This is a genomic window from Pseudomonas pharyngis, assembly GCF_021602345.1.
In the GTDB taxonomy this organism is placed as follows: Bacteria; Pseudomonadota; Gammaproteobacteria; order Pseudomonadales; family Pseudomonadaceae; genus Aquipseudomonas; species Aquipseudomonas pharyngis.
The window spans coordinates 101,692-122,528 of record NZ_BQID01000002.1; the positions used below are offsets into that span (position 1 = coordinate 101,692).

Here is a 20,837-nt window from a genome sequence, read left to right on the forward strand (position 1 = left end):
CGGGGCAGGCGGTCAGCGGCGACGGAACAGCGGCAGCGGTTCGTCAGTGGCGGCCTGATAGGTCACCGAGAAGTCCTTGAGGCTTTCAAGGGCGTCGTACGGGTCTTTGTCCGCGCGCAGGGCGAAGGCATCGAAACCGCAACGGCGCATGTAGAACAACTGGTCGCGCAGCACATCACCAATCGCCCGCAGTTCACCTTTGAAACCGTAACGGTCACGCAGCAGGCGGGCGTTGGAGTAGTTGCGGCCATCGGTGAACGCCGGGAAGTTCAGGGCAATCACCTGGAACTCGTTCACGTCGTCACCGATTTCTTCGGCTTCTTCGTCGGCATCCAGCCACACACCCAGACCGCCATCGCGGGCCTTGAGCATGCGGGCGTGTTCACGCCACAGCTGCAGCGGGACGATCAGGTCGTCGCAGTTGCTGATTTCGTCGATGTTGAAATCCTTGGGCAGCAGGTGCCAGGTTTCGTCGACGACCTCGTTGTTCTTAATGATTCGCTGCATAGACGCGTTCCTTGAAGAGGTCGATGCCAATACGCTGGTAGGTGTCGATGAAACGCTCGTCTTCGGTGCGCTGTTCCACGTACACGTCGATCAGTTTGGAGATCACGTCCGGCATGTCTTCCTGGGCGAAGGAAGGGCCGAGGATCTTGCCCAGGCTGGCGTCACGGCTGGCGCTGCCGCCGAGCGAGACCTGGTAGAACTCTTCACCTTTCTTGTCCACACCGAGGATGCCGATGTGGCCGACGTGGTGGTGACCGCAGGCGTTCATGCAGCCGGAGATGTTCAGGTCCAGTTCACCGATGTCGAACAGGTAGTCCAGGTCGTCGAAGCGGCGCTGGATCGATTCGGCGATCGGGATCGACTTGGCGTTGGCCAGCGAGCAGAAATCACCGCCAGGGCAGCAGATGATGTCGGTCAGCAGGCCGATGTTCGGCGTGGCGAAACCTTGCTCGCGCAGCTCGCCCCACAGGGTGAACAGCTGGCTCTGCTCGACGTCGGCCAGAATGATGTTCTGCTCGTGGGAAGTGCGAAGTTGACCGAAGCTGTAGCGGTCGGCCAGGTCGGCGACGGCGTCGAGCTGCTTGTCGGTGATGTCACCCGGTGCAACGCCGGTCGGCTTCAGGGACAGGGTCACGGCCACATAGCCCGGCTTCTTGTGCGCCAGGGTATTGCGGGTGCGCCAGCGGGCGAAGCCCGGATGCTCTTTGTCGAGTGCGGCCAGTTCGGCGGTCTGGTTTTCCAGCGCCTTGTAGTCCGGGTCGACGAAGTGTTTGGCCACACGATGCACTTCGGCTTCGGTCAGCGTGGTCTGGCCGCCGCGCAGGTGTTCCATTTCGGCATCGACTTTCTGAGCGAAGACTTCCGGCGTCAGCGCCTTGACGAGGATCTTGATCCGCGCCTTGTATTTATTGTCACGACGGCCGTAGCGGTTGTACACCCGCAGGATCGCGTCGAGGTAGCTCAACAGGTCCTGCCATGGCAGGAACTCGTTGATGAACGCACCGACCACCGGGGTACGACCCAGACCACCGCCGACCAGCACACGGAAACCGAGTTCACCGGCAGCGTTGTGTACCGGCTCAAGGCCGATGTCGTGGACTTCGATGGCCGCACGGTCGGAGGTCGAACCGTTGACGGCGATCTTGAACTTGCGTGGCAGGTAAGCGAATTCCGGGTGGAACGTGGTCCACTGACGAACGATTTCGCACCACGGACGCGGGTCGATCAACTCGTCGGCTGCAACACCGGCGAACTGGTCAGTAGTGACGTTGCGCAGGCAGTTGCCGCTGGTCTGGATGGCGTGCATCTGCACAGTGGCCAGTTCGGCGAGGATGTCCGGGATGTCTTCGACCGCCGGCCAGTTGAACTGCACGTTCTGCCGCGTACTGATGTGGGCGTAGCCCTTGTCATAGTCGCGGGCGATCTTGGCCATCATGCGCACCTGACGCGAGGTCAGTTGGCCGTAAGGCACCGCCACTCGCAACATCGGCGCGAAACGCTGGATGTACAGGCCATTCTGCAGGCGCAGGGGGCGGAATTCTTCTTCGCTCAGCTCACCTGCCAGATAGCGTCGGGTCTGATCACGGAACTGCTTGACGCGGTCCTCGATGATCCGCTGATCGTACTCGTCGTATACGTACATATAAGTCCTGTTCTCAGGCTTTGGCCACTCGGAAAACGCTGCGTTTTCGCTTGCTGGAGTCCGATGGTTCCTCTGCAATTCTGCGCGCACGGCCGCGCACTCCCTGACGGAGCCGGGGCAATATACCCGTTTGCAGTTATGCGCAAAAGTGATGTTTGAGTATATGTAAAGAACCAAATCGCCTAACAAGAATCACTGTCAACTAAACCACATTTGTCGTGCGGACAATCATCGTCTTAACTGTGGTCGAGTCTTTCTGCAATCACCGATAAAACCGACAAGAGGCGATGCAATGAGCAACCCAACCAAAGCAAGGAAAAGCGATAGCAGCGTCGATGCCTGGGCGATTCTGTTCCTGATCATTCTGGTCGTTGGAACGGCGGTATTCTGGGTCAGCCATCAGTAAAACGACTCGTCCGGGCCCCGCTTGCGACGATTGTCGGACAAAAGGCGGGATCAAGCGCCGAAGGCCAGGTGATCAATGGCTATAATGCGCGGCCATTTTTCCTTGGGCCCGGATGATTCATGTTCAAGTTTTTCCACCTCAGCCTGCTGCTGTTCGGCGCGGTTTTCGGTACCTGCGCGCGTGCGGAGTCGGTGCTGTTCCTGAATCCGGGCTCGACGCAGGAAGCATTCTGGGTCAGCTATTCGCAATTCATGCAGGCTGCCGCCCGGGATCTGGGCATCGACCTGCGCATCCTCTACGCCCAGCGCCAGCCGGAACTGACCCTGGCGCAAGCGCGACTGGCCCTGCAGGGGCCTGAGCGCCCGGATTATCTGGTGTTCGTCAACGAACAGTACGTGGCACCGCAGATTCTGCGCTTGGCCAATGGCAGTGGTGTGAAGCTTTTTATTGTCAACTCGGGACTGACGTCCAACCAGCAGGCACTGGTGACAGAGGGCGCGGATCGCATTGGTAGCCTGGTGCCCAACGACGAGGAGGGCGGCTACCTGATGATGAAGGAACTGATTCGCCTGCATCCGCCCGTGGCGCCCGGTGAAAGCATCGATCTGCTGGCGTTCTCCGGCCTCAAGATCACGCCATCGGCGCAATTGCGCGAAAAGGGCATGCAGCGGGCCCTGGCGGAGAATCCGCAGGTGCGTTTGCGGCAATTGGTCTATGGCGGCTGGACCCAGCAACGGGCTTACGAGCAGGCGAAGCAGTTGCTGGTCCGCTATCCCAACGTTTCATTGGTATGGGCAGCTAATGATGAAATGGCCTTCGGCGCGATGCGTGCCGCGTCCGAGGCCGGCAAGGTGCCGGGCAAGGACGTGCGGTTCAGCGCGGTCAACACCTCGCCCGAAGCCTTGCAGGCGGTGGTCGACGGGCGTCTGAGCGCGTTGCTCGGCGGCCATTTCACCCTGGGTGGCTGGGCACTGGTCGAGCTGCATGATCACGCGCAAGGCGTCGATCTGAATCAGTATGGCGGCCGGGATCGGCAGATTCCGTTGCTGCAACTGATCGACAGGGATCATGCCCGCCGAATCCTTGCAATGGGCGCCTCACCGGACTACGGCGTGCAATTTCGCAAGCTCTCGGCGAAAGGGCGCCCGGTTTCGTATCGCTACCCGTTCAATTTGCAGACCCTGATGCACTAGGGCCGTCAGACGCCCGCCAGATGCACCACCAGTTGCACAATGCCGAACAGCGTCAGGGCGAACACCGCCGTGAACGCGATACCCAAAAAGATGAAATGGCTGGGCTTGCCGTGGGTGAAGTCCCTCGCCCGGTTCTTGCCGCTCTGCACCCCGAACGCCGCCGCCATGACGCTATGCAGCATCTGCCAGAACGTCGGTGGCTTGTTGTCGACTGGATCGTCCATAAATCCCCCGTCTGCCGTGTGTGTCAGACAAGCATAGCCAACCGTTTTCAGGCCGCAGAAATAACTGTGGGAGCCAACAGGCTCCCACAGGGTGTCGTCGCGTGAAGCGGGATCAGTTGTCGTAACCCAGATTCGGCGCCAGCCAGCGTTCGGTCAGGCTCAGTTCCTGGCCTTTGCGCGAGGTGTAGCTCTGCACCTGATCCTTGTCGACCTTGCCCACGGCGAAGTACTGCGCCTGCGGATGGGCGAAGTACCAGCCGCTGACCGCTGCCGCCGGGAACATCGCGTAGTGCTCGGTGAGGAACACGCCGCTGCGACCGGCGCGCATTTCCTGGGCATCAGGGTCGAGCAGGGCGAACAGTGTGGCCTTCTCGGTGTGATCCGGGCACGCCGGATAGCCCGGGGCAGGGCGGATGCCGGAATACTGCTCTTTGATCAGCGCCTCGTTGTCGAGGGCTTCATCCTTGGCGTAACCCCAGTGCTCCTTACGCACCTGCTGGTGCAGCCACTCGGCGCAGGCCTCGGCCAGACGGTCGGCCAGGGCCTTGACCATGATCGAGTTGTAATCGTCGCCAGCGTCCTGATAAGCCTTGGCCACTTCTTCGGCACCGATCCCGGCGGTGGTGATGAAACCACCGACATAGTCGGTCACTTCACTGTCCTTCGGCGCGACGAAGTCGGCCAGGGAGAAGTTCGGCTTACCGTCGGTCTTGATGATCTGCTGACGCAGGTGATGCAGGCGGGCCATTGGCTTGCCGTCATCGCCGTACAACTCGATATCGTCGTCGTGCACCTGATTGGCCGGCCAGAAGCCGAATACCGCACGGGCGCTGATCAGCTTCTCGTCGATCAGCTTGGTCAGCATCTCGCGGGCGTCCTTGTACAGCGAGGTCGCCGCTTCACCGACCACTTCGTCTTCGAGGATGCGCGGGAACTTGCCGGCCAGATCCCAGGAGATGAAGAACGGCGTCCAGTCGATGTACTCGGCCAGGACGTTGAGGTCGATATTGTCCAGCACGCGGGTGCCGGTGAAGGTCGGTTTGACCGGGGTGTAAGTGGCCCAGTCGAACTGCGGCTTCTTGGCGATCGCGGCGGCGTAGCTCAGGCGCTCGGTGCGGGCGCTGCGGTTGGCGGTGCGCTCGCGGACGTCGATGTACTCTTCGCGGGTCTTCTGGACGAAGCCGGCCTTCAGTTCTTTGGACAGCAACTGCGTCGCCACGCCCACGGCGCGGGAGGCGTCGGTCACGTAGACCACCGCGTCGTTGCTGTACTTGGGCTCGATCTTCACCGCCGTGTGCGCCTTGGAGGTGGTCGCGCCGCCGATCATCAGCGGCAGGTGGAAGTCCTGGCGTTGCATCTCGCGGGCCACGTGGACCATTTCATCCAGCGACGGGGTGATCAGGCCGGACAGGCCGATGATGTCGCACTTCTGCTCCTTGGCCACCTGCAGGATCTTCTCGGCTGGCACCATCACGCCGAGGTCGACGATGTCATAGCCGTTGCAACCCAGCACCACGCCGACGATGTTCTTGCCGATGTCGTGCACGTCGCCTTTGACCGTGGCCATCAGGATCTTGCCCTTGGCTTCCGGCTTGTCGCCCTTTTCCAGTTCGATGAACGGAATCAGGTGCGCCACAGCCTGTTTCATCACTCGAGCGGATTTCACCACCTGGGGCAGGAACATTTTGCCGGCGCCGAACAGGTCGCCGACGATGTTCATGCCGGACATCAGCGGGCCTTCGATCACTTCGATCGGGCGAGCGAAGGACTGACGGGACTCTTCGGTGTCTTCAACGATATGGGTGGTGATGCCCTTGACCAGCGCATGCTCCAGACGCTTGTTGACGTCCCAGCCGCGCCATTCTTCGGTCTCGGCTTCCTTGACACTGCCGTCGCCCTTGTACTTGTCGGCGATGGCGAGGAGGGCGTCGGTGCCTTCCGGGGTGCGGTTGAGGATCACGTCTTCAACGGCGTCGCGCAGTTCCTGCGGGATCTGGTCGTAGATCTCCAGTTGACCGGCGTTGACGATACCCATGGTCAGGCCGGCGCGGATGGCGTACAGCAGGAACACCGAGTGGATCGCCTCGCGCACCGGGTTGTTGCCGCGGAACGAGAACGATACGTTGGACACACCACCGGAGCTCAGGGCATACGGCAACTCGTCACGGATGTAGGCACAGGCGTTGATGAAGTCCACAGCGTAGTTGTTGTGTTCTTCGATGCCGGTGGCCACGGCGAAGATGTTCGGGTCGAAGATGATGTCTTCTGGCGGGAAGCCGACTTCATTGACCAGAATGTCGTAGGAGCGTTTGCAGATCTCTTTCTTGCGCGCTTCGGTGTCGGCCTGGCCGGCTTCGTCGAACGCCATCACCACCACGGCGGCGCCGTAGCGCTTGCACAGTTTGGCGTGATGGATGAACTGCTCGACGCCTTCTTTCATGCTGATCGAGTTGACGATGCCCTTGCCCTGGATGCATTTGAGGCCGGCTTCGATCACGTCCCATTTCGAGGAGTCGATCATGATCGGTACGCGGGAGATGTCCGGTTCGCCGGCAATCAGATTGAGGAAGGTCACCATGGCCTTCTTCGAATCGAGCATCCCTTCGTCCATGTTGATGTCGATCACCTGGGCGCCGGCCTCGACCTGCTGCAGGGCGACTTCCAGGGCTTCGGTGTAGTTGTCTTCACGGATCAGGCGGGCGAATTTCGCGGAACCGGTGATGTTGGTCCGCTCGCCGACGTTGACGAACAGCGAGCTGCGATCGATGGTGAACGGCTCCAGGCCCGACAGACGGCAAGCCTTGGGAATGTCCGGAATCTGCCGCGGCGCATAGCCGGCAACGGCTTCGGCGATGGCTTCGATGTGGCCCGGCGTGGTGCCGCAGCAACCGCCGACGATGTTGAGGAAACCACTCTGGGCGAATTCTTCGATGACCTTGGCGGTGTCCACCGGCAGTTCGTCGTATTCGCCGAATTCGTTCGGCAGGCCGGCGTTCGGGTGCGCGGAGACGTGGGTGCTGGCCTTGTCCGACAGCTCTTCCAAGTACGGACGCAGTTCGCGGGCACCGAGGGCGCAGTTCAGGCCGACCGAAATCGGTTTGGCGTGGGCCACGGAGTTCCAGAACGCTTCGGTGGTCTGGCCCGACAGGGTACGGCCGGAGGCGTCGGTGATGGTGCCGGAAATCATGATCGGCAACTCGAAGCCCAGTTCTTCGAATACGCCTTGCACGGCAAAGATCGCGGCTTTGGCGTTGAGAGTGTCGAAGATGGTTTCGATCAGGATCAGGTCGGCGCCGCCTTCGATCAGGCCTTTGGTGGCCTCGGTGTAGTTTTCCACCAGTTCATCGAAGGTAACGTTGCGATAGCCCGGGTTGTTGACGTCCGGCGACAGCGAGCAGGTGCGGCTGGTCGGGCCCAGAACGCCGGCGACGAAACGCGGCTTGTCCGGGGTCTCGAGGGTTTTCGCGTCGGCGACCTTGCGCGCCAGACGAGCGCCTTCTACGTTGAGTTCGTAGACCAGTTCTTCCATGCCGTAGTCGGCCATGGAAATCTGCGTGGCGTTGAAGGTGTTGGTCTCGAGGATGTCGGCGCCGGCGTCCAGGTAGGCTTTCTCGATGCCGCCGATCACGTCCGGGCGGGTCAGCACCAACAGATCGTTGTTGCCCTTGACGTCGCTCGGCCAGTCGGCAAAGCGTTTGCCGCGATAATCCTGCTCTTCGAGCTTGTAGCTCTGGATCATCGTGCCCATGCCGCCGTCGAGAATCAGGATGCGCTCTTTGAGAGCTTGCTTGAGAGCTTGAAGGCGGACGCTGCGATCGGACATTGGGGCTACTCGAAAAAGACCATGACGAAGGGCCGGGATCATAACAAACCTGTGCGGTTTTAGAGCATGTGACGCTTTTGCATGAATATCGCTCATGTTGGTACGAGCGTCATAACGGTAGAATCGCGGCGTTTTTCTTCAGGATCAGGGTCAGGGACATGTCGTACCGCGTCATCAGCATTTTTTTGCTGTTCTTAAGCTGGGGCGCCGCCGCGCAGCAACCCTCGATTTCTCCCGCTATTTCTTACAGCCGCGATATTCAGCCGATCTTCACCGAGAAGTGCGTGGCCTGCCATGCGTGTTACGACTCTGCCTGTCAGCTGAATCTGGGCAGCGGCGAAGGCGCAGCGCGGGGCGCGAGCAAGATGCCGGTCTACGATGGCGAACGCACCCAGGCGGCGCCGACCACGCGGCTGTTTTATGACGCTTTCGGCAAACGGGCCTGGCAGCAGAAAGACTTCTATTCGGTGCTTGACGCTCAGGGCAGCCAGGCCGCACTGATGGCGCGCATGTTGGAGTTGGGACACAAAACGCCGCTGACCCCCAACGCCAAACTGCCGCAAGACATTGTGCTGGGTCTCAACCGCGAAAACCTGTGCGCGATGCCCGCCGAGTTCGAAGGCTATGCCGGCGCCCATCCGAAAGAGGGCATGCCGCTGGCGGTGACCGGGCTGACCGATCAGCAATATCAGACACTGCAACGTTGGCTCGCTTCCGGCGCACCGATCGATGAGCAAGGCCTGGCGCCAAGCGCCAAGGAAGCGATGCAGATCGTCCAGTGGGAAAATCTGCTCAACCAGCCTGGCGCGCGGGAAAGTCTGGTCGGGCGCTGGCTGTTCGAGCACTGGTTCCTGGCGCATATCTATTTCAAGGACGGCGAGCCGGGGCATTACTTCCAGTGGGTGCGCTCGCGCACGCCGACCGGGCAACCAATCGATCTGATCGCCACCCGTCGCCCGAACGACGATCCGGGTACTCAGGTGTATTACCGCCTGTGGCCGGTGCAGGGTGTGATCGTGCACAAGACCCACATCACTTATCCGCTGAGCGCGGCGAAGATGGCGCGGGTCAAAAGCCTGTTCTACAACGGTAACTGGCAGGTCAATGCCTTGCCGGGCTATGGGCCGCAGAGCCGGGCCAACCCGTTCGCGACCTTTGAGGCGATTCCGGCGCAGGCGCGTTATCAGTTCATGCTCGATAACGCCGAATACTTCGTGCGCACCTTCATTCGTGGCCCGGTGTGCCGTGGGCAGATCGCAACCGACGTGATCCGCGACAACTTCTGGGCGCTGTTCCAGGCCCCGGAACACGACCTGTACATCACCGACCCGAACTATCGCGGCCAGGCCACGCCGTTGCTGGCCATGCCGGGGCAGAACGACGATGTCGGCAGTGTCCTGAGCCTGTGGCACAACTACCGCAACAAGCGAAACCAATACGAAGCCCTGCGCCGTGACAGCTATGCGGATCTGCCGGCGCCGAGCTGGTCGACCCTGTGGGCCGGCAACGACAACGCCTTGCTCAGCATCTTCCGCCACTTCGACAGCGCTTCGGTGACCAAAGGCCTGATCGGCGAAGTGCCGCAGACTATGTGGCTGTTCGACTACCCGTTGCTGGAGCGCACCTATTACCAGTTGGCGGTGAATTTCGATGTGTTCGGCAACGTCTCCCATCAGGCGCAAACGCGCTTGTATTTCGACCTGATCCGCAACGGCGCCGAACAGAACTTCCTGCGCCTGATGCCCGCCGATTCCCGTGAGGGCTACCTCGACGATTGGTACCAGAGCAGCGGCCAGTTCAAGATGTGGCTCGATTACGAAGCCATAGACGATGACAAGCCGACCGCGCTGAAACTCGACGAGAAAGACCCGAAACGCGATTTCGCCATGCAATTGCTGGCGCGCTACGGCGATCTCAACGCGCGTCCGGATCCGATCAACCGTTGCGAAGACGCCTACTGCTCGCGCCCGAACATCGACCCGGCGCTGCAAAACGCCGAACAGGCGCTGAGTCGCCTGACTTCGCGCCCGGCGGCGGGCCTGAAAGTGATCGATCAATTGCCGGAAGCCACCATGCTCCGGGTTGAAACCCGCAGCGGCAAGCGCGAGGTCTACAGCCTGCTGCGCAACCGCGCCCACAGCAACGTGGCGTTCCTGCTCGGCGAATCGCTGCGCTACCAACCGGGGCTGGACACGCTGACGATCTACCCGGGCGTGCTCAGCAGCTACCCGAATTTCATGTTCAACGTTCCGGCAGACCAGGTGCCGGCGTTTGTCGATGCGATGGAAGGGGCAAAGGACGCGGCGCAGTTCGAGAAAGTGGTCGAGCGCTGGGGGATTCGCCGCAGTCATCCGCAGTTCTGGTTCTATTTCCACGATTTGAGCCAGTACATCCACGAAACCGAGCCGGTGGAAGAGGGCGTGCTGGACATGAACCGGTACGAGAATCTTTGATCGTTTGAGCGATGGCGGTTGTCCCAATCCTGTGAAGTACGGGATCGGGAGCGCCATTGATGTTGATTTCAGTGCAGGCCCTGCGAGCGCTCGCCGCGTGGGCGGTGGTCTGCCATCACTTCATGCAGATTTTCTTCGACTTCGAGGCGCGGGGGCCGATCGGGCAGCTGTTCATCGACAAGGGCGCGGTGGGCGTCGATATCTTTTTCGTGATCAGCGGGCTGGTGATTTTCCTGTCCACCGAAGGCAAGGCGCTGCCGCCCGCGCGGTTTCTGCTGTATCGACTGTTCCGGATTGTCCCGGCGTATTGGCTCTACACCGTGCTGATGGCTTTGTTGGTGGTATTCGCCCGGCCGTTGCTGCCGGATCAGACGGTGGACTGGAGTCATTTGCTGCTGTCGTTGCTGTTTATCCCGACCGAAAACCCCGGCGGCTACGGGATCTACCCGACCCTGAATGTCGGCTGGACCCTGAATTACGAGATGCTGTTTTACGTGTTGTTCGCTTGGGCGCTGTTGTTTCGGTTGCAGGTGCGCTTGCTGGTGGTCGCGGCGCTGCTGTTTGCGGTGTGCCAGGCCTGGACCGGATTTGGCTGGGTCAGCGAGTTTTATCGCTCGGACATCGTTTATGAGTTCCTGCTCGGGATCAGTATCGGCATGTTCTATCGCCGCGGCTGGATCGGACCGGCGCTCTGGCTGCCGTTGCTGGGGATCGGTGCGGCGTTGCTGGCGATCTATCACCTGCCGCCGGAACCCCGTTTGCTGAATTGGGGCGTGCCCAGTGCGGTGCTGGTCATGGCCAGCATGGCGCTGGAGCGCTATGTCGAGCGCAACAGGCTGCTCAAGCTGCTGGGCGACTGTTCGTACTCGGTGTATCTGATGCACGTGCTGGTGCTGTCGGCTGGCGGTTATCTGGCCCGACGCTATGGGATCAACCCGTATTTGATGTTTGTTGTCTGTGCGCTGGCCATCGGTATCGGTTCTTGGCTGAGCTACGAATGGGTGGAAAAGCGCAGTTATCAGTGGCTTAAAGCACGGATTGACGGCGAACGTGGCGCTTAGCCGATTTGCGAACTATTCCTACGTAAATACTAGGACTTTGTGCCGCGCGCCGATTGGCGTAAACTCCGCCCCAAGCCTGCGAGGAGTTTCCATGACCGCTATTACCATTACCGACGCCGCCCATGATTACCTGGCCGATCTGCTCTCCAAGCAGAACACCCCGGGCATCGGCATCCGCGTTTTCATCACCCAGCCTGGCACCCAGTACGCCGAAACCTGCATTGCCTACTGCAAGCCGGGCGAAGAGAAACCTGAAGATACGGCGCTTGGGCTGAAAAGCTTCACCGCTTACATCGACTCGTTCAGCGAAGCGTTCCTCGATGATGCCGTCGTCGACTACGCCACCGACCGCATGGGCGGCCAGCTGACCATCAAGGCGCCAAACGCCAAAGTCCCGATGGTCAACGCCGACAGCCCGATCAACGAGCGCATCAACTATTACCTGCAAACCGAAATCAACCCGGGGCTGGCCAGCCACGGCGGTCAGGTCAGCCTGATCGATGTGGTTGAAGACGGCATTGCCGTGTTGCAGTTCGGCGGCGGTTGCCAGGGCTGCGGCCAGGCGGACGTGACCCTGAAGGAAGGCATCGAGCGGACTTTGCTCGAGCGCATTCCGGAGCTCAAGGGCGTTCGCGACGTGACCGACCACACGCAGAAAGAAAACGCCTACTACTAAGGTGTTCGCTGCGGCATGAAAAAACGGCGCCCCGTGAGCGCCGTTTTTTTATGCGTGAGATTCAATGAAGCCTTCGCGAGCAAGCCCGCTCCCACATTTGGAATGCGATCGAATGTGGGAGCGGGCTTGCTCGCGAAAGGGCCGTCATGGGCGGTAAAGATGTGCATGCCCCGCGCGATACAGCGACGACTCGCTAAAGTGATCGCTACCCAACACCCGCCCAACCAGAATCAACGCCGTACGCCGAAACCCCTTGGCGGCAACCTTCGCGGCAATATCCTCCAGCGTCCCGACCGCCCAGTCCTGATCCGGCCACGTCGCCCGGTGAATCACTGCAATCGGGCAATCCGCGCCGTAATGCGGCAGCAATTCGGCAATGATTTTCTCCAGATGATTGACCCCCAGATGAATCGCCATGGTCGCCCCGTGCTGCGCCAGACTGCCCAGTTCCTCGCCAACCGGCATCGCCGTCTTGTCCGCATAACGGGTCAGAATCACGCTTTGCGAGATGTCCGGCAGGGTCAGTTCAGCGCCCAACAGCGCGGCGCACGCGGCGGTGGCGGTCACGCCGGGAATGATTTCGAACGGAATATCCAGCTCGCGCAAATAACGAATCTGCTCGCCAATCGCGCCATACAGGCTCGGATCGCCCGAATGCACCCGCGCCACGTCCTGGCCCTTGGCATGGGCGGTCTTGATCAGGTCGATGATCTGTTCCAGGTGCAGCTCGGCGCTGTTGACCACGGTTTCCGCGCAATGACCTTCCAGCACCGCCGTCGGGACCAGCGAACCTGCATAGATGATCACCGGGCAACTGCGGATCAGCCGCTGGCCTTTGACAGTGATCAATTCCGGGTCGCCGGGGCCGGCGCCGATGAAGTAAACGGTCATCGTTGGATCCTGTAAAAAAGGGGCAGGGCGGTGCTTCACAAGCGCTTCAGATGAAGAATGCTCATGATCGAAAGCATGAATTATCGGGAATTTACGCCGCGCCGGCCAATGCCAGAGTTGCCTGGGCGTATTTTTGCCGGGGTATCAGCAGTTTTGCCGGGCCGCTTATCAATTGTTCGGCGAGCGCCAGCGCGGCACTTTCCGCTACGCCGTAGCAACCGGTGCGTTCGAAGGCAATCTGTGAATGATGGCTCAGTCGTTGCTGATAACTGGCCAGTTCTTCGCTGCTGAAATACAGCAACGGCAGCGCCAGTTGGGCGGCGAGTTCCTGCAGGCCAGGTTCGTCGCGCTTGAGGTCGATGCTGGCCAGCGCCTTGACCTTCTCCAGATCAATTCGATGGGCCTGTAATGCCTGATCAAGCAAGGCGCGCAGCGTGCTGGCCGGGCAGCCGCGCTGGCAGCCCAGGCCGACCACGAAGGTCGGCGCTGCGCTGTCATCGGTCATGCCTGGTACTGACCTTCGCTTTTGCGGCGGAACAACCAGGCGCTGATCAGGCCCAGGGCCAACCAGAACGCGACGTTGGTCAGCTGCGAAGCGATTTTGAACTGCTCTTCGAGGGCTTCCGGGGCGAGCATCGAGTGCACTTCCGGTTGCGGCGCGCCGATCACGTGCGGCACGGCAAGGATCGCCACGCCGAGGATCTTCATCAGCCAGTGACGGCTGAATGCAATCAGGGCCAGACCGACAGCGGTGGAAGCGGCGGTGCCGATCCACCACATCTGACGCGAGGCCAGATCCGCGGCGGCGGTGCCCGGCAGCTCAGGTGGCAGGCCCAGGGTCGGTGCAAGTACGAAAGTCGCATAACCGGCCAGGCCCCAGAGCAGGCCTTGCGAGGTTTTGGTCGGCGCACGCAGGGTGTACAGGCCCGCGAGCATCAGTGCGAAACCCACGGCAACCACCAGATTGCCACCGGTGGTGGACACCACGCGCTGCCAGCCGTCTTCCGGCTCCCAGGCTTCGGCATCGTGGGTGTGGGCGGCGGTGCCGGCAGCGTGTTCGTGAACTTCGGCCACCGGTTCGGCTTTCTCGAAGGTTTCGGCCTGCAGAATCAGCGGTGATACCCAGAAGCTTTGCAGCAACGTCAGGAGCAGGGCGGCCAGAAGGCCGGTGAAACCTGCGGTCTGCGCAATACGCTTGATCATGTCGTCAGGTCTCAGTGGCACGGAAACGCAGCGCTGTGGCGGGTATCGTGAGCAGCGTTGTGCACCGCTTCGATGTGCGAGAAACCGGCGAAATACACAAGGCACGCACCGAGGATCGACGCGCAGGCGGCGGCGGTCAGGCGTTGGCTCAGGGTGGTGGTGCTGGAGATCTTGTCCGAATTGCTGCCGGTGCTGCTGATGATCGACATGGCGCTTCCCTCTGAAGTGTCAGCGGGTGAATAGAGCGCATGAAAACCCCTGCGGCCGGGCACGCAGAGGTTCGAACAGCGCCCGCCCACCGCGGGTTTGTTATGTTCAGCGACGCAAGATGCGCACTGTGTGTTGCGGGCCGGTCTCCGGGCTCACGAGGGGTGGCTGTCTGCCGACCTGCAAGCGTCACCTTCCCATGCCTGTGGGCACAGTGGATCTGACGCTTCGCTCGCTTACCGTTGCGGGGGCAGCACCGGACTGACATGGCTTTAGAGTAAAGCACATGATTCACCGGTTTCCCGTTTCACCCTGTGAAGGGCACCCGTAACAAGTTGTGTAGGAGACCATGAGGGGGAATTTGAGTCAATTGGGGATTGGGATTGGGGCAGATCCGTTGCTGCGGTTATGGCTGCTTAGGGTTCCGCCCTTACGGCGGGTCACTTTTGGCAAACGCCCCAAAAGTAACCAAAAGGTCTCTAACCCTGACGTACGGCCCCTCGCTTAGGCTCGGGGTTCCTTCGCTCCGGGATTGATCCGGGGGCATCGCCTACGGTTTGCTCCGCTGCACCTCCTCTCGATGCATGCGGCTGCGCCGCACGGTCGCTGCGCTCCCACCCCCGGATCAATCCCTCCACTCAGCCTGCCGACGGGCCCTGCGATCAAAAGCGGTACTCGAGCTAACGCTCATCGTTTTGAGTGGGGAGGAGCGGGGCGTGTTCGGCTTTGGTTTTTGTGGTGGGTTTACCCCTCACCCCAGCCCTCTCCCCGAGGAGAGGGAGCCGTTTTTTGTGCTTTTCAAAGCCTGAGTTCGACTCGGTATTGCACGTCGGCGAATCTCTTCCAAACCACTCGGTCAGTCCCCTCTCCCTACGGGCGGTCCGACGTTTCGGGAGGGCTAGGGTGAGGGGCTCTTGATCTGGCTCTTGATCTGGCTCTTGATCTGGCTCTTGATCTGCTTTTGATTTTTTGCCTCTTCGGCAGGCCGAGCGGAGGTGTCCATCAGGGGGTAGGCGCGCAGCGCCGTGCGGCGCAGCCGCATACATCGAGAGGAGGTGCAGCGAAGCAAACCGTAGGCGATGCCCCCTGATGGACACCGTAGCGAGGGAACACTGAGCCTAAGCGAAGTGCCGTACGCCGGGGCTCAGCCTTTTTGGTTACTTTTTCGGCGTTTGGAAAAAGTGACCCGCCGTAAGGGCGGAACCCTAAGAAGCCGTTACCGCAGCAACGGATATGCTCACAAATCCCAAAACCAAAAAACAACGGCCATTGACCCATCACGAACCCATGCGTAGCCTTGCGCTTTCGAGGTTCTTCGGCCCACGCCGAAGCTAAGAAGGGAACGCGGTCCAAGCCGCGGCTGCCCCCGCAACTGTGAACGGTGCTGTTCGCTGCCACGCCACTGCCAACTCAATCCAGAGCCAGCGGGAAGGCGCAGCGGATACCGGGCCAAGGCCCGAACACCGTCAGCCAGGAGACCTGCCTCGTCACAGATTCTCACTTTCAACCGGGCGGGGTGATCCGGTGGCGAACTCTCCAGGCACGCACCCGCGTTGCCGGTCTCGTCCCGTATGCCCGCCACCTTGCCAAAGGGCATCCGATGAAAACACTGGCCAAACTCCCCGTCACCATCGTCACCGGCTTCCTCGGCTCGGGCAAAACCACCTTGCTGCGGCACATGCTCGACAACGCTCAGGGCCGCCGCATCGCGGTGATCGTCAACGAGTTTGGCGAGCTGGGCATCGACGGTGAAATCCTCAAGCAGTGCACCATCGGCTGCACCGAAGAAGAAGCCACCGGCCGCGTCTACGAACTGGCCAACGGCTGCCTGTGCTGCACGGTGCAGGAAGAGTTCTTCCCGGTGATGCGCGAACTGGTGGCCCGTCGCGGCGACCTCGACCACATCCTCATCGAAACCTCGGGCCTGGCCCTGCCAAAGCCGCTGGTGCAAGCCTTCCAGTGGCCGGAAATCCGCAACGCCTGCACCGTTGACGCGGTGATCACCGTGGTCGACAGCCCGGCCGTGGCCGCTGGCACCTTCGCCGCGTTCCCGGATCAGGTCGACGCCCAGCGCAAACTCGATCCGAACCTGGACCACGAATCGCCGCTGCACGAGCTGTTCGCCGACCAACTGGCCAGCGCCGACCTGGTGATCCTCAATAAGGCCGACCAGACCAGCCCTGAAGACCTCGCGCGCGTCCGTCTGGAAGTCGCCGAAGAGCTGCCGCCAGCAGTGAAAATCATCGAAGCCAGCAACGGTCGTCTGCCGCTGGACGTGCTGATCGGCCTCGGTGCCGGCTCCGAAGAACACATCGACAGCCGCCACAGCCATCACGATCACCACCACGGTGAAGGCGATGACGATCACGACGACCACGATCACGACGCCTTCGACTCGATCTCCATCGAGCTGCCGCAAGCCGACGAAAGCCTGTTGCTCGACGCGCTGACGCAACTGGTGGTTCAGCACGGCATTCTGCGGGTCAAAGGCTTCGCGGCGATTCCGAACAAGCCGATGCGTCTGCTGATCCAGGGCGTGGGTACACGTTTCGACAAGCACTTCGACCGTCAGTGGGGCGCCGATGAGGTGCGCGTGACGCGTCTGGTGTTGATCGGTCAGGAACTGGATGCCGCTCAACTCGAAGCGCAACTGCGCGCCGCGCTCAGCGTTTAAGCCATGCACCTGCTCAGGACCCAGCCCGGCGGTTTCGTGTCGGATGACAACATTGCCGACCTTGGACAAACCCCCGCCGAGCTGGTGATCCTGTGCAGCGGTGATTCCAGCCTCGCGCTGCTCGCCGAAGCGGCGCAGCAACTGCCCGAGGATTACCCGAGCGTGCGGCTGGCCAACCCGATGCAGGTGCAGAACCATGCGTCGGTCGACCTGTACGTCGATGAAGTGCTGCGCCACGCCAAGGTGATTCTGATTTCGCTGCATGGCGGCATCGCCTATTGGCGTTATGGGGTCGAGCGGCTGGTCGAGTTGTCCGAACGTGGCGTGCAGGTGATTCTGGTGCCGGGCGATGACCGACCCGATCCGGAGCTCAGCGACCTGAGCACCGTCGGCGCGGAAGACCGCGACCGGCTCTGGCAGTTTTTGCGTCAGGGCGGCATGGGCAATGCGCTGGACTTTTTCCGGTGTCTGGCCAATCGCTGGCTGGCGCGGGATTACGTGTGGGGCGAGCCGCAAACGCTGCCACGCACGGCGATTTACCACCCGAACAAAAACACCGCCGCACTGGGTGACTGGCAAGCCGATTGGCGGCCCGGTCAACCGGTGGCGGCGGTGTTGTTCTATCGCTCGCATTTGCAAGCGGCGAACACGGCGTTTATCGATGTGTTCTGCCAACGGTTGCTGGCGGCCGGACTCAATCCGCTGCCGATCGCCGTGGCCAGTTTGAAAGAGCCCGGCTGCCTGTCGGTGGTCGAGGACTGGCTGGATGAGGTCGAGGCCTCGGTGATTCTGAACACCACCGGTTTCGCCCAGTCCAGCCCGGAGGCGCCGCATCTGCGGCCGTTCCGTCGCAACATTCCGGTGATCCAGGCGATCTGTGCCCAGGACAACGAGCCCGGTTGGCGCGAGAGCGAACAGGGCCTCGGTCCGCGGGATCTGGCGATGCACATCGCATTGCCGGAGCTGGACGGCCGGATCATCAGCCGACCGATCAGCTTCAAGGATTTGGCCTGGCGCAGCGAGCGCAGTCAGTCCGATGTGGTGTGTTATCGGGCCCAACCCGAGCGCATGGATTTCGTGGCCGAACTGGCGCGCCGCTGGGTCGAACTGGCGCGGGTGCCGAACGCTGAAAAACGCGTCGCGCTGATCCTCGCCAACTACCCGACCCGGGACGGACGCATCGGCAACGGCGTCGGCCTCGACACGCCGGCTGCTGCGCTGAATATCCTGCGGGCGTTGCAGGCCGAAGGTTATCCGCTGCCGGCCGAACTGCCGGACAGCGGCACCGAACTGATCCAGCAATTGCTCGGCGGCGTCAGCAATGACCTCGACACCCTTGATCAGCGCCCGTGCCAGCAAAGCCTGGCGATGGACGATTACCTGACGATGTTCAACGCACTCCCGGAAGCCAATCGCGCGGCGGTGCTGGAGCGCTGGGGTTCGCCGCAGAACGATCCGATGTGCCGTGACGGGCGGATGATGATCGCTGGTCTGCGTTTTGGTCTGACCTTCGTCGGCATTCAACCGGCGCGGGGGTATCAGGTCGATCCGAGCGCGGTGTATCACGACCCGGATCTGGTGCCGCCGCACGCGTACCTCGCGTTCTATTTCTGGCTGCGCCAGACCTACGGCGCTCATGGCGTGATCCACGTCGGCAAGCACGGCAACCTCGAATGGCTCCCGGGCAAAGGTGTGGGCCTGTCGGAGAACTGCTGGCCGGACGCATTGCTCGGGCCGCTGCCGAATATCTACCCGTTTATCGTCAACGATCCGGGCGAGGGCGCCCAGGCCAAACGTCGCACCCAAGCGGTGATCATCGACCATTTGATGCCGCCGCTGACCCGCGCCGAAACCTACGGCCCGTTGCGCAATCTGGAACTGTTGGCGGACGAGTATTACGAAGCTCAGTTGCTCGATCCGCGCCGCGCCCGTGAATTGCAGCGCGACATTCTGCAACTGGTGCGTGACACGCAGATCGATCGCGAGCTGCAACTCGACGAAGCCCTCGACAGCGATGCCGATGCGGCGATCTGGCTGCCGCGTCTGGATACCTATCTGTGTGATCTGAAGGAATCGCAGATCCGCGATGGTCTGCACATCTTTGGAGAGTCGCCGAGTGGCCGGCTGCGCATCGACACTTTGCTGGCGTTGCTGCGCATTCCACGTGGCGATGGCAAAGGGGCACAGTCGAGTCTGTTGCGTGCGCTGGCCAAGGCGTTTCAGTTGGGGTTCGATCCGCTGGATTGTGCACTGGCTGATTCCTGGACCGGCCCGCGTCCAATGGAACTGCAATCGCTGAGCGATGAGGTCTGGCGCACGGCGGGTGATACTCGCGAACGTCTGGAGCTGTTCGCGGCGCAATTGATTGAACAGGCTCTCAAACAAAATCAAGCCTTGCACAATCCCTGTGGGAGCGGGCTTGCCCGCGAAGGCGTCGTGTCAGTCAATATCTCTTTCACTGACATACCGCTTTCGCGGGCAAGCCCGCTCCCACAGGATTCTCGCTGGGCCGAAGTCAGCATGATCATTGACCATCTGCGTGAGGTCATCGCCCCACGCCTCGATGCCTGCGGCCCGGCCGAAATGCGCGGCTTGCTCGACGCGTTGAGCGGCCGCTTCGTCCCCGCCGGCCCGAGCGGCGCACCCAGTCGCGGCCGCCTCGATGTGCTGCCCACCGGGCGCAATTTCTACTCCGTGGACGTGCGTAACCTGCCGACCACCACGGCCTGGCGAATCGGCTTCCAGTCCGCGACCCTGATTCTCGAGCGACACCTGCAGGATCACGGCGATCACCTGCGCCAACTCGGCCTCTCTGTGTGGGGCACCGCGACCATGCGCACCGGCGGCGATGACATTGCCCAGGCCATGGCGCTGATGGGCGTGCGCCCGGTATGGGCCACCGGCAGTCAGCGGGTCGATGATTTCGAGATTCTGCCTCTGAGCCTGCTCGACCGGCCTCGGGTCGATGTCACGCTGCGGGTCTCCGGATTTTTCCGCGATGCGTTCGCCAACCTGATCCGCCTGTTCGACGCCGCCGTACAAGCCGTGGCGGAACTGGACGAGCCGGACGATCTCAATCCGCTGGCTGCGAAAGTGCGTGCCGAGCGTGAGGCGTTGCGTCAGTCGGGGCTGGATGACGAGGCTGCCCGACGTCAGGCCGGCTGGCGGATCTTCGGTGCCAAACCCGGCGCTTATGGCGCGGGTGTGCAGGGCGCCATCGACGGTCGTCTGTGGCAAACCCGAGAAGATCTGGCCGAGGTTTACTTGAATTGGGGCGCCTATGCTTACGGTGGCTCCGATGAGGGCACCGCCGCCCGCGAGCAATTCGTCCAGCGCCTGAGCCAGGTGCAGGCCGTGCTGCAAAACCAGGACAATCGCGAGCATGACCTGCTCGATTCCAACGACTATTACCAGTTCCAGGGCGGCATGCTCGCCGCCGTGGAAAGCCTGCGCGGTGAAGCGGCAGCCAGTTATCACGGCGATCACAGTCAGCCGGACCTGCCAAAGATCCGCACCTTGAAAGAGGAACTGAACCGGGTCATCCGCTCCCGGGCGGCGAACCCGAAATGGATCGACGGGGTCAAGCGCCACGGCTATAAAGGCGCGTTCGAACTGGCGGCGACGGTCGACAACCTGTTTGCCTTCGATGCCACCACGCAACTGATCGACGACCATCAGTACGCCTTGCTGGCCGATGCGTATCTGCTGGACCCGGCGACCCGCGAGTTCGTGCGCGAGCATAATCCGCACGCACTGCGCGACATGACCGAACGCATGCTCGAAGCGCAGCAGCGCGGGATGTGGCAGGCACCGGGCGCCTACAAAGAGGCGCTGGAAAGCCTGCTGCTGGACATAGAAGAAGAGAGCTGAGACTGAA

General features: G+C 61.6%; 14 protein-coding genes and 2 riboswitches. Of the genes, 6 read left to right on the plus strand and 8 right to left on the minus strand.

Going from position 1 to position 20,837, the window contains the following annotated elements:
• Positions 1–12: 12 nt before the first annotated feature.
• Both L6D74_RS04080 and L6D74_RS04085 read right to left on the minus strand, forming a co-directional pair.
• Entirely contained in the window at positions 13–507 is a 495-nt protein-coding gene (locus tag L6D74_RS04080) for a DUF934 domain-containing protein (protein WP_007959510.1), read from the minus strand.
• A complete protein-coding gene (locus tag L6D74_RS04085) occupies positions 491–2,149 on the minus strand; it encodes a nitrite/sulfite reductase (protein ID WP_064597038.1) in 1,659 nt (552 codons plus the stop codon). The genes L6D74_RS04080 and L6D74_RS04085 overlap by 17 nt, the downstream gene beginning before the upstream one ends.
• 525 nt (positions 2,150–2,674) lie before the next feature.
• Here L6D74_RS04085 and L6D74_RS04090 point away from each other — a divergent pair.
• Entirely contained in the window at positions 2,675–3,748 is a 1,074-nt protein-coding gene (locus L6D74_RS04090) for an ABC transporter substrate-binding protein (protein ID WP_236187743.1), read from the plus strand.
• Positions 3,749–3,753: 5 nt separating this feature from the next.
• On the opposite strand, the gene L6D74_RS04095 is transcribed toward L6D74_RS04090, so the two are convergent.
• Together L6D74_RS04095 and metH are read right to left on the minus strand one after the other, a co-directional pair.
• On the minus strand, positions 3,754–3,972 hold the full coding sequence (locus L6D74_RS04095) for a DUF2970 domain-containing protein (RefSeq protein ID WP_007959515.1): 219 nt from the start codon (positions 3,970–3,972) through the stop codon (positions 3,754–3,756).
• Positions 3,973–4,084: 112 nt separating this feature from the next.
• Entirely contained in the window at positions 4,085–7,795 is a 3,711-nt protein-coding gene (gene metH / locus L6D74_RS04100; RefSeq protein ID WP_236187744.1) for a methionine synthase, read from the minus strand.
• Positions 7,796–7,953: 158 nt separating this feature from the next.
• On the opposite strand from metH, the gene L6D74_RS04105 reads away from it, so the two are divergent.
• From L6D74_RS04105 to nfuA, 3 genes are all read left to right on the plus strand, one after another.
• A complete protein-coding gene (locus tag L6D74_RS04105; RefSeq protein WP_085610457.1) occupies positions 7,954–10,248 on the plus strand; it encodes a fatty acid cis/trans isomerase in 2,295 nt (764 codons plus the stop codon).
• 59 nt (positions 10,249–10,307) lie between these two features.
• Positions 10,308–11,309 (plus strand): acyltransferase family protein, encoded by a 1,002-nt coding sequence (locus tag L6D74_RS04110; protein WP_236187745.1) that lies wholly within the window; start codon positions 10,308–10,310, stop codon positions 11,307–11,309.
• Positions 11,310–11,400: 91 nt separating this feature from the next.
• Positions 11,401–11,985, plus strand: a complete 585-nt coding sequence (gene nfuA / locus L6D74_RS04115; protein WP_007959519.1) for a Fe-S biogenesis protein NfuA — start codon at positions 11,401–11,403, stop codon at positions 11,983–11,985.
• A gap of 144 nt (positions 11,986–12,129) precedes the next feature.
• Here nfuA and cobM read toward each other — a convergent pair whose 3' ends face one another.
• The 4 genes from cobM to L6D74_RS04135 form a co-directional block, all read right to left on the minus strand.
• The gene (gene cobM / locus L6D74_RS04120; RefSeq protein ID WP_236187746.1) at positions 12,130–12,876 is read right to left on the minus strand and encodes a precorrin-4 C(11)-methyltransferase; all 747 of its coding nucleotides are present in this window, start codon (positions 12,874–12,876) and stop codon (positions 12,130–12,132) included.
• A gap of 91 nt (positions 12,877–12,967) precedes the next feature.
• Positions 12,968–13,381 (minus strand): cobalamin biosynthesis protein, encoded by a 414-nt coding sequence (locus tag L6D74_RS04125; RefSeq protein ID WP_039768823.1) that lies wholly within the window; start codon positions 13,379–13,381, stop codon positions 12,968–12,970.
• On the minus strand, positions 13,378–14,079 hold the full coding sequence (locus L6D74_RS04130; RefSeq protein WP_236187747.1) for a CbtA family protein: 702 nt from the start codon (positions 14,077–14,079) through the stop codon (positions 13,378–13,380). Before L6D74_RS04130 ends, L6D74_RS04125 begins: the two co-directional genes overlap by 4 nt.
• Before the next feature lie 11 nt (positions 14,080–14,090).
• A complete protein-coding gene (locus L6D74_RS04135; RefSeq protein ID WP_039768819.1) occupies positions 14,091–14,288 on the minus strand; it encodes a CbtB domain-containing protein in 198 nt (65 codons plus the stop codon).
• A gap of 121 nt (positions 14,289–14,409) precedes the next feature.
• A riboswitch (cobalamin riboswitch) is annotated at positions 14,410–14,630 on the minus strand.
• A 947-nt stretch (positions 14,631–15,577) separates the two neighbouring features.
• Positions 15,578–15,787: riboswitch (cobalamin riboswitch) on the plus strand.
• A 99-nt stretch (positions 15,788–15,886) separates the two neighbouring features.
• On the opposite strand from L6D74_RS04135, the gene cobW reads away from it, so the two are divergent.
• Together cobW and cobN are read left to right on the plus strand one after the other, a co-directional pair.
• Complete coding sequence (gene cobW, locus L6D74_RS04140) at positions 15,887–16,960, plus strand: cobalamin biosynthesis protein CobW (protein WP_276574941.1); 1,074 nt, start codon at positions 15,887–15,889, stop codon at positions 16,958–16,960.
• Between the two features lie 3 nt (positions 16,961–16,963).
• A complete protein-coding gene (cobN, locus tag L6D74_RS04145; RefSeq protein WP_236187748.1) occupies positions 16,964–20,830 on the plus strand; it encodes a cobaltochelatase subunit CobN in 3,867 nt (1,288 codons plus the stop codon).
• Positions 20,831–20,837: the final 7 nt, after the last annotated feature.

What these genes read in the sequence shown, in the direction of transcription:
- L6D74_RS04080 (WP_007959510.1), bottom strand. Translation starts at nt 507, where the DNA reads ATGCAGCGAATCATTAAGAACAACGAGGTCGTCGACGAAACCTGGCAC.
- L6D74_RS04085 (WP_064597038.1), bottom strand. Translation starts at nt 2,149, where the DNA reads ATGTACGTATACGACGAGTACGATCAGCGGATCATCGAGGACCGCGTC.
- L6D74_RS04090 (WP_236187743.1), top strand. Translation starts at nt 2,675, where the DNA reads ATGTTCAAGTTTTTCCACCTCAGCCTGCTGCTGTTCGGCGCGGTTTTC.
- L6D74_RS04095 (WP_007959515.1), bottom strand. Translation starts at nt 3,972, where the DNA reads ATGGACGATCCAGTCGACAACAAGCCACCGACGTTCTGGCAGATGCTG.
- metH (WP_236187744.1), bottom strand. Translation starts at nt 7,795, where the DNA reads ATGTCCGATCGCAGCGTCCGCCTTCAAGCTCTCAAGCAAGCTCTCAAA.
- L6D74_RS04105 (WP_085610457.1), top strand. Translation starts at nt 7,954, where the DNA reads ATGTCGTACCGCGTCATCAGCATTTTTTTGCTGTTCTTAAGCTGGGGC.
- L6D74_RS04110 (WP_236187745.1), top strand. Translation starts at nt 10,308, where the DNA reads ATGTTGATTTCAGTGCAGGCCCTGCGAGCGCTCGCCGCGTGGGCGGTG.
- nfuA (WP_007959519.1), top strand. Translation starts at nt 11,401, where the DNA reads ATGACCGCTATTACCATTACCGACGCCGCCCATGATTACCTGGCCGAT.
- cobM (WP_236187746.1), bottom strand. Translation starts at nt 12,876, where the DNA reads ATGACCGTTTACTTCATCGGCGCCGGCCCCGGCGACCCGGAATTGATC.
- L6D74_RS04125 (WP_039768823.1), bottom strand. Translation starts at nt 13,381, where the DNA reads ATGACCGATGACAGCGCAGCGCCGACCTTCGTGGTCGGCCTGGGCTGC.
- L6D74_RS04130 (WP_236187747.1), bottom strand. Translation starts at nt 14,079, where the DNA reads ATGATCAAGCGTATTGCGCAGACCGCAGGTTTCACCGGCCTTCTGGCC.
- L6D74_RS04135 (WP_039768819.1), bottom strand. Translation starts at nt 14,288, where the DNA reads ATGTCGATCATCAGCAGCACCGGCAGCAATTCGGACAAGATCTCCAGC.
- cobW (WP_276574941.1), top strand. Translation starts at nt 15,887, where the DNA reads ATGAAAACACTGGCCAAACTCCCCGTCACCATCGTCACCGGCTTCCTC.
- cobN (WP_236187748.1), top strand. Translation starts at nt 16,964, where the DNA reads ATGCACCTGCTCAGGACCCAGCCCGGCGGTTTCGTGTCGGATGACAAC.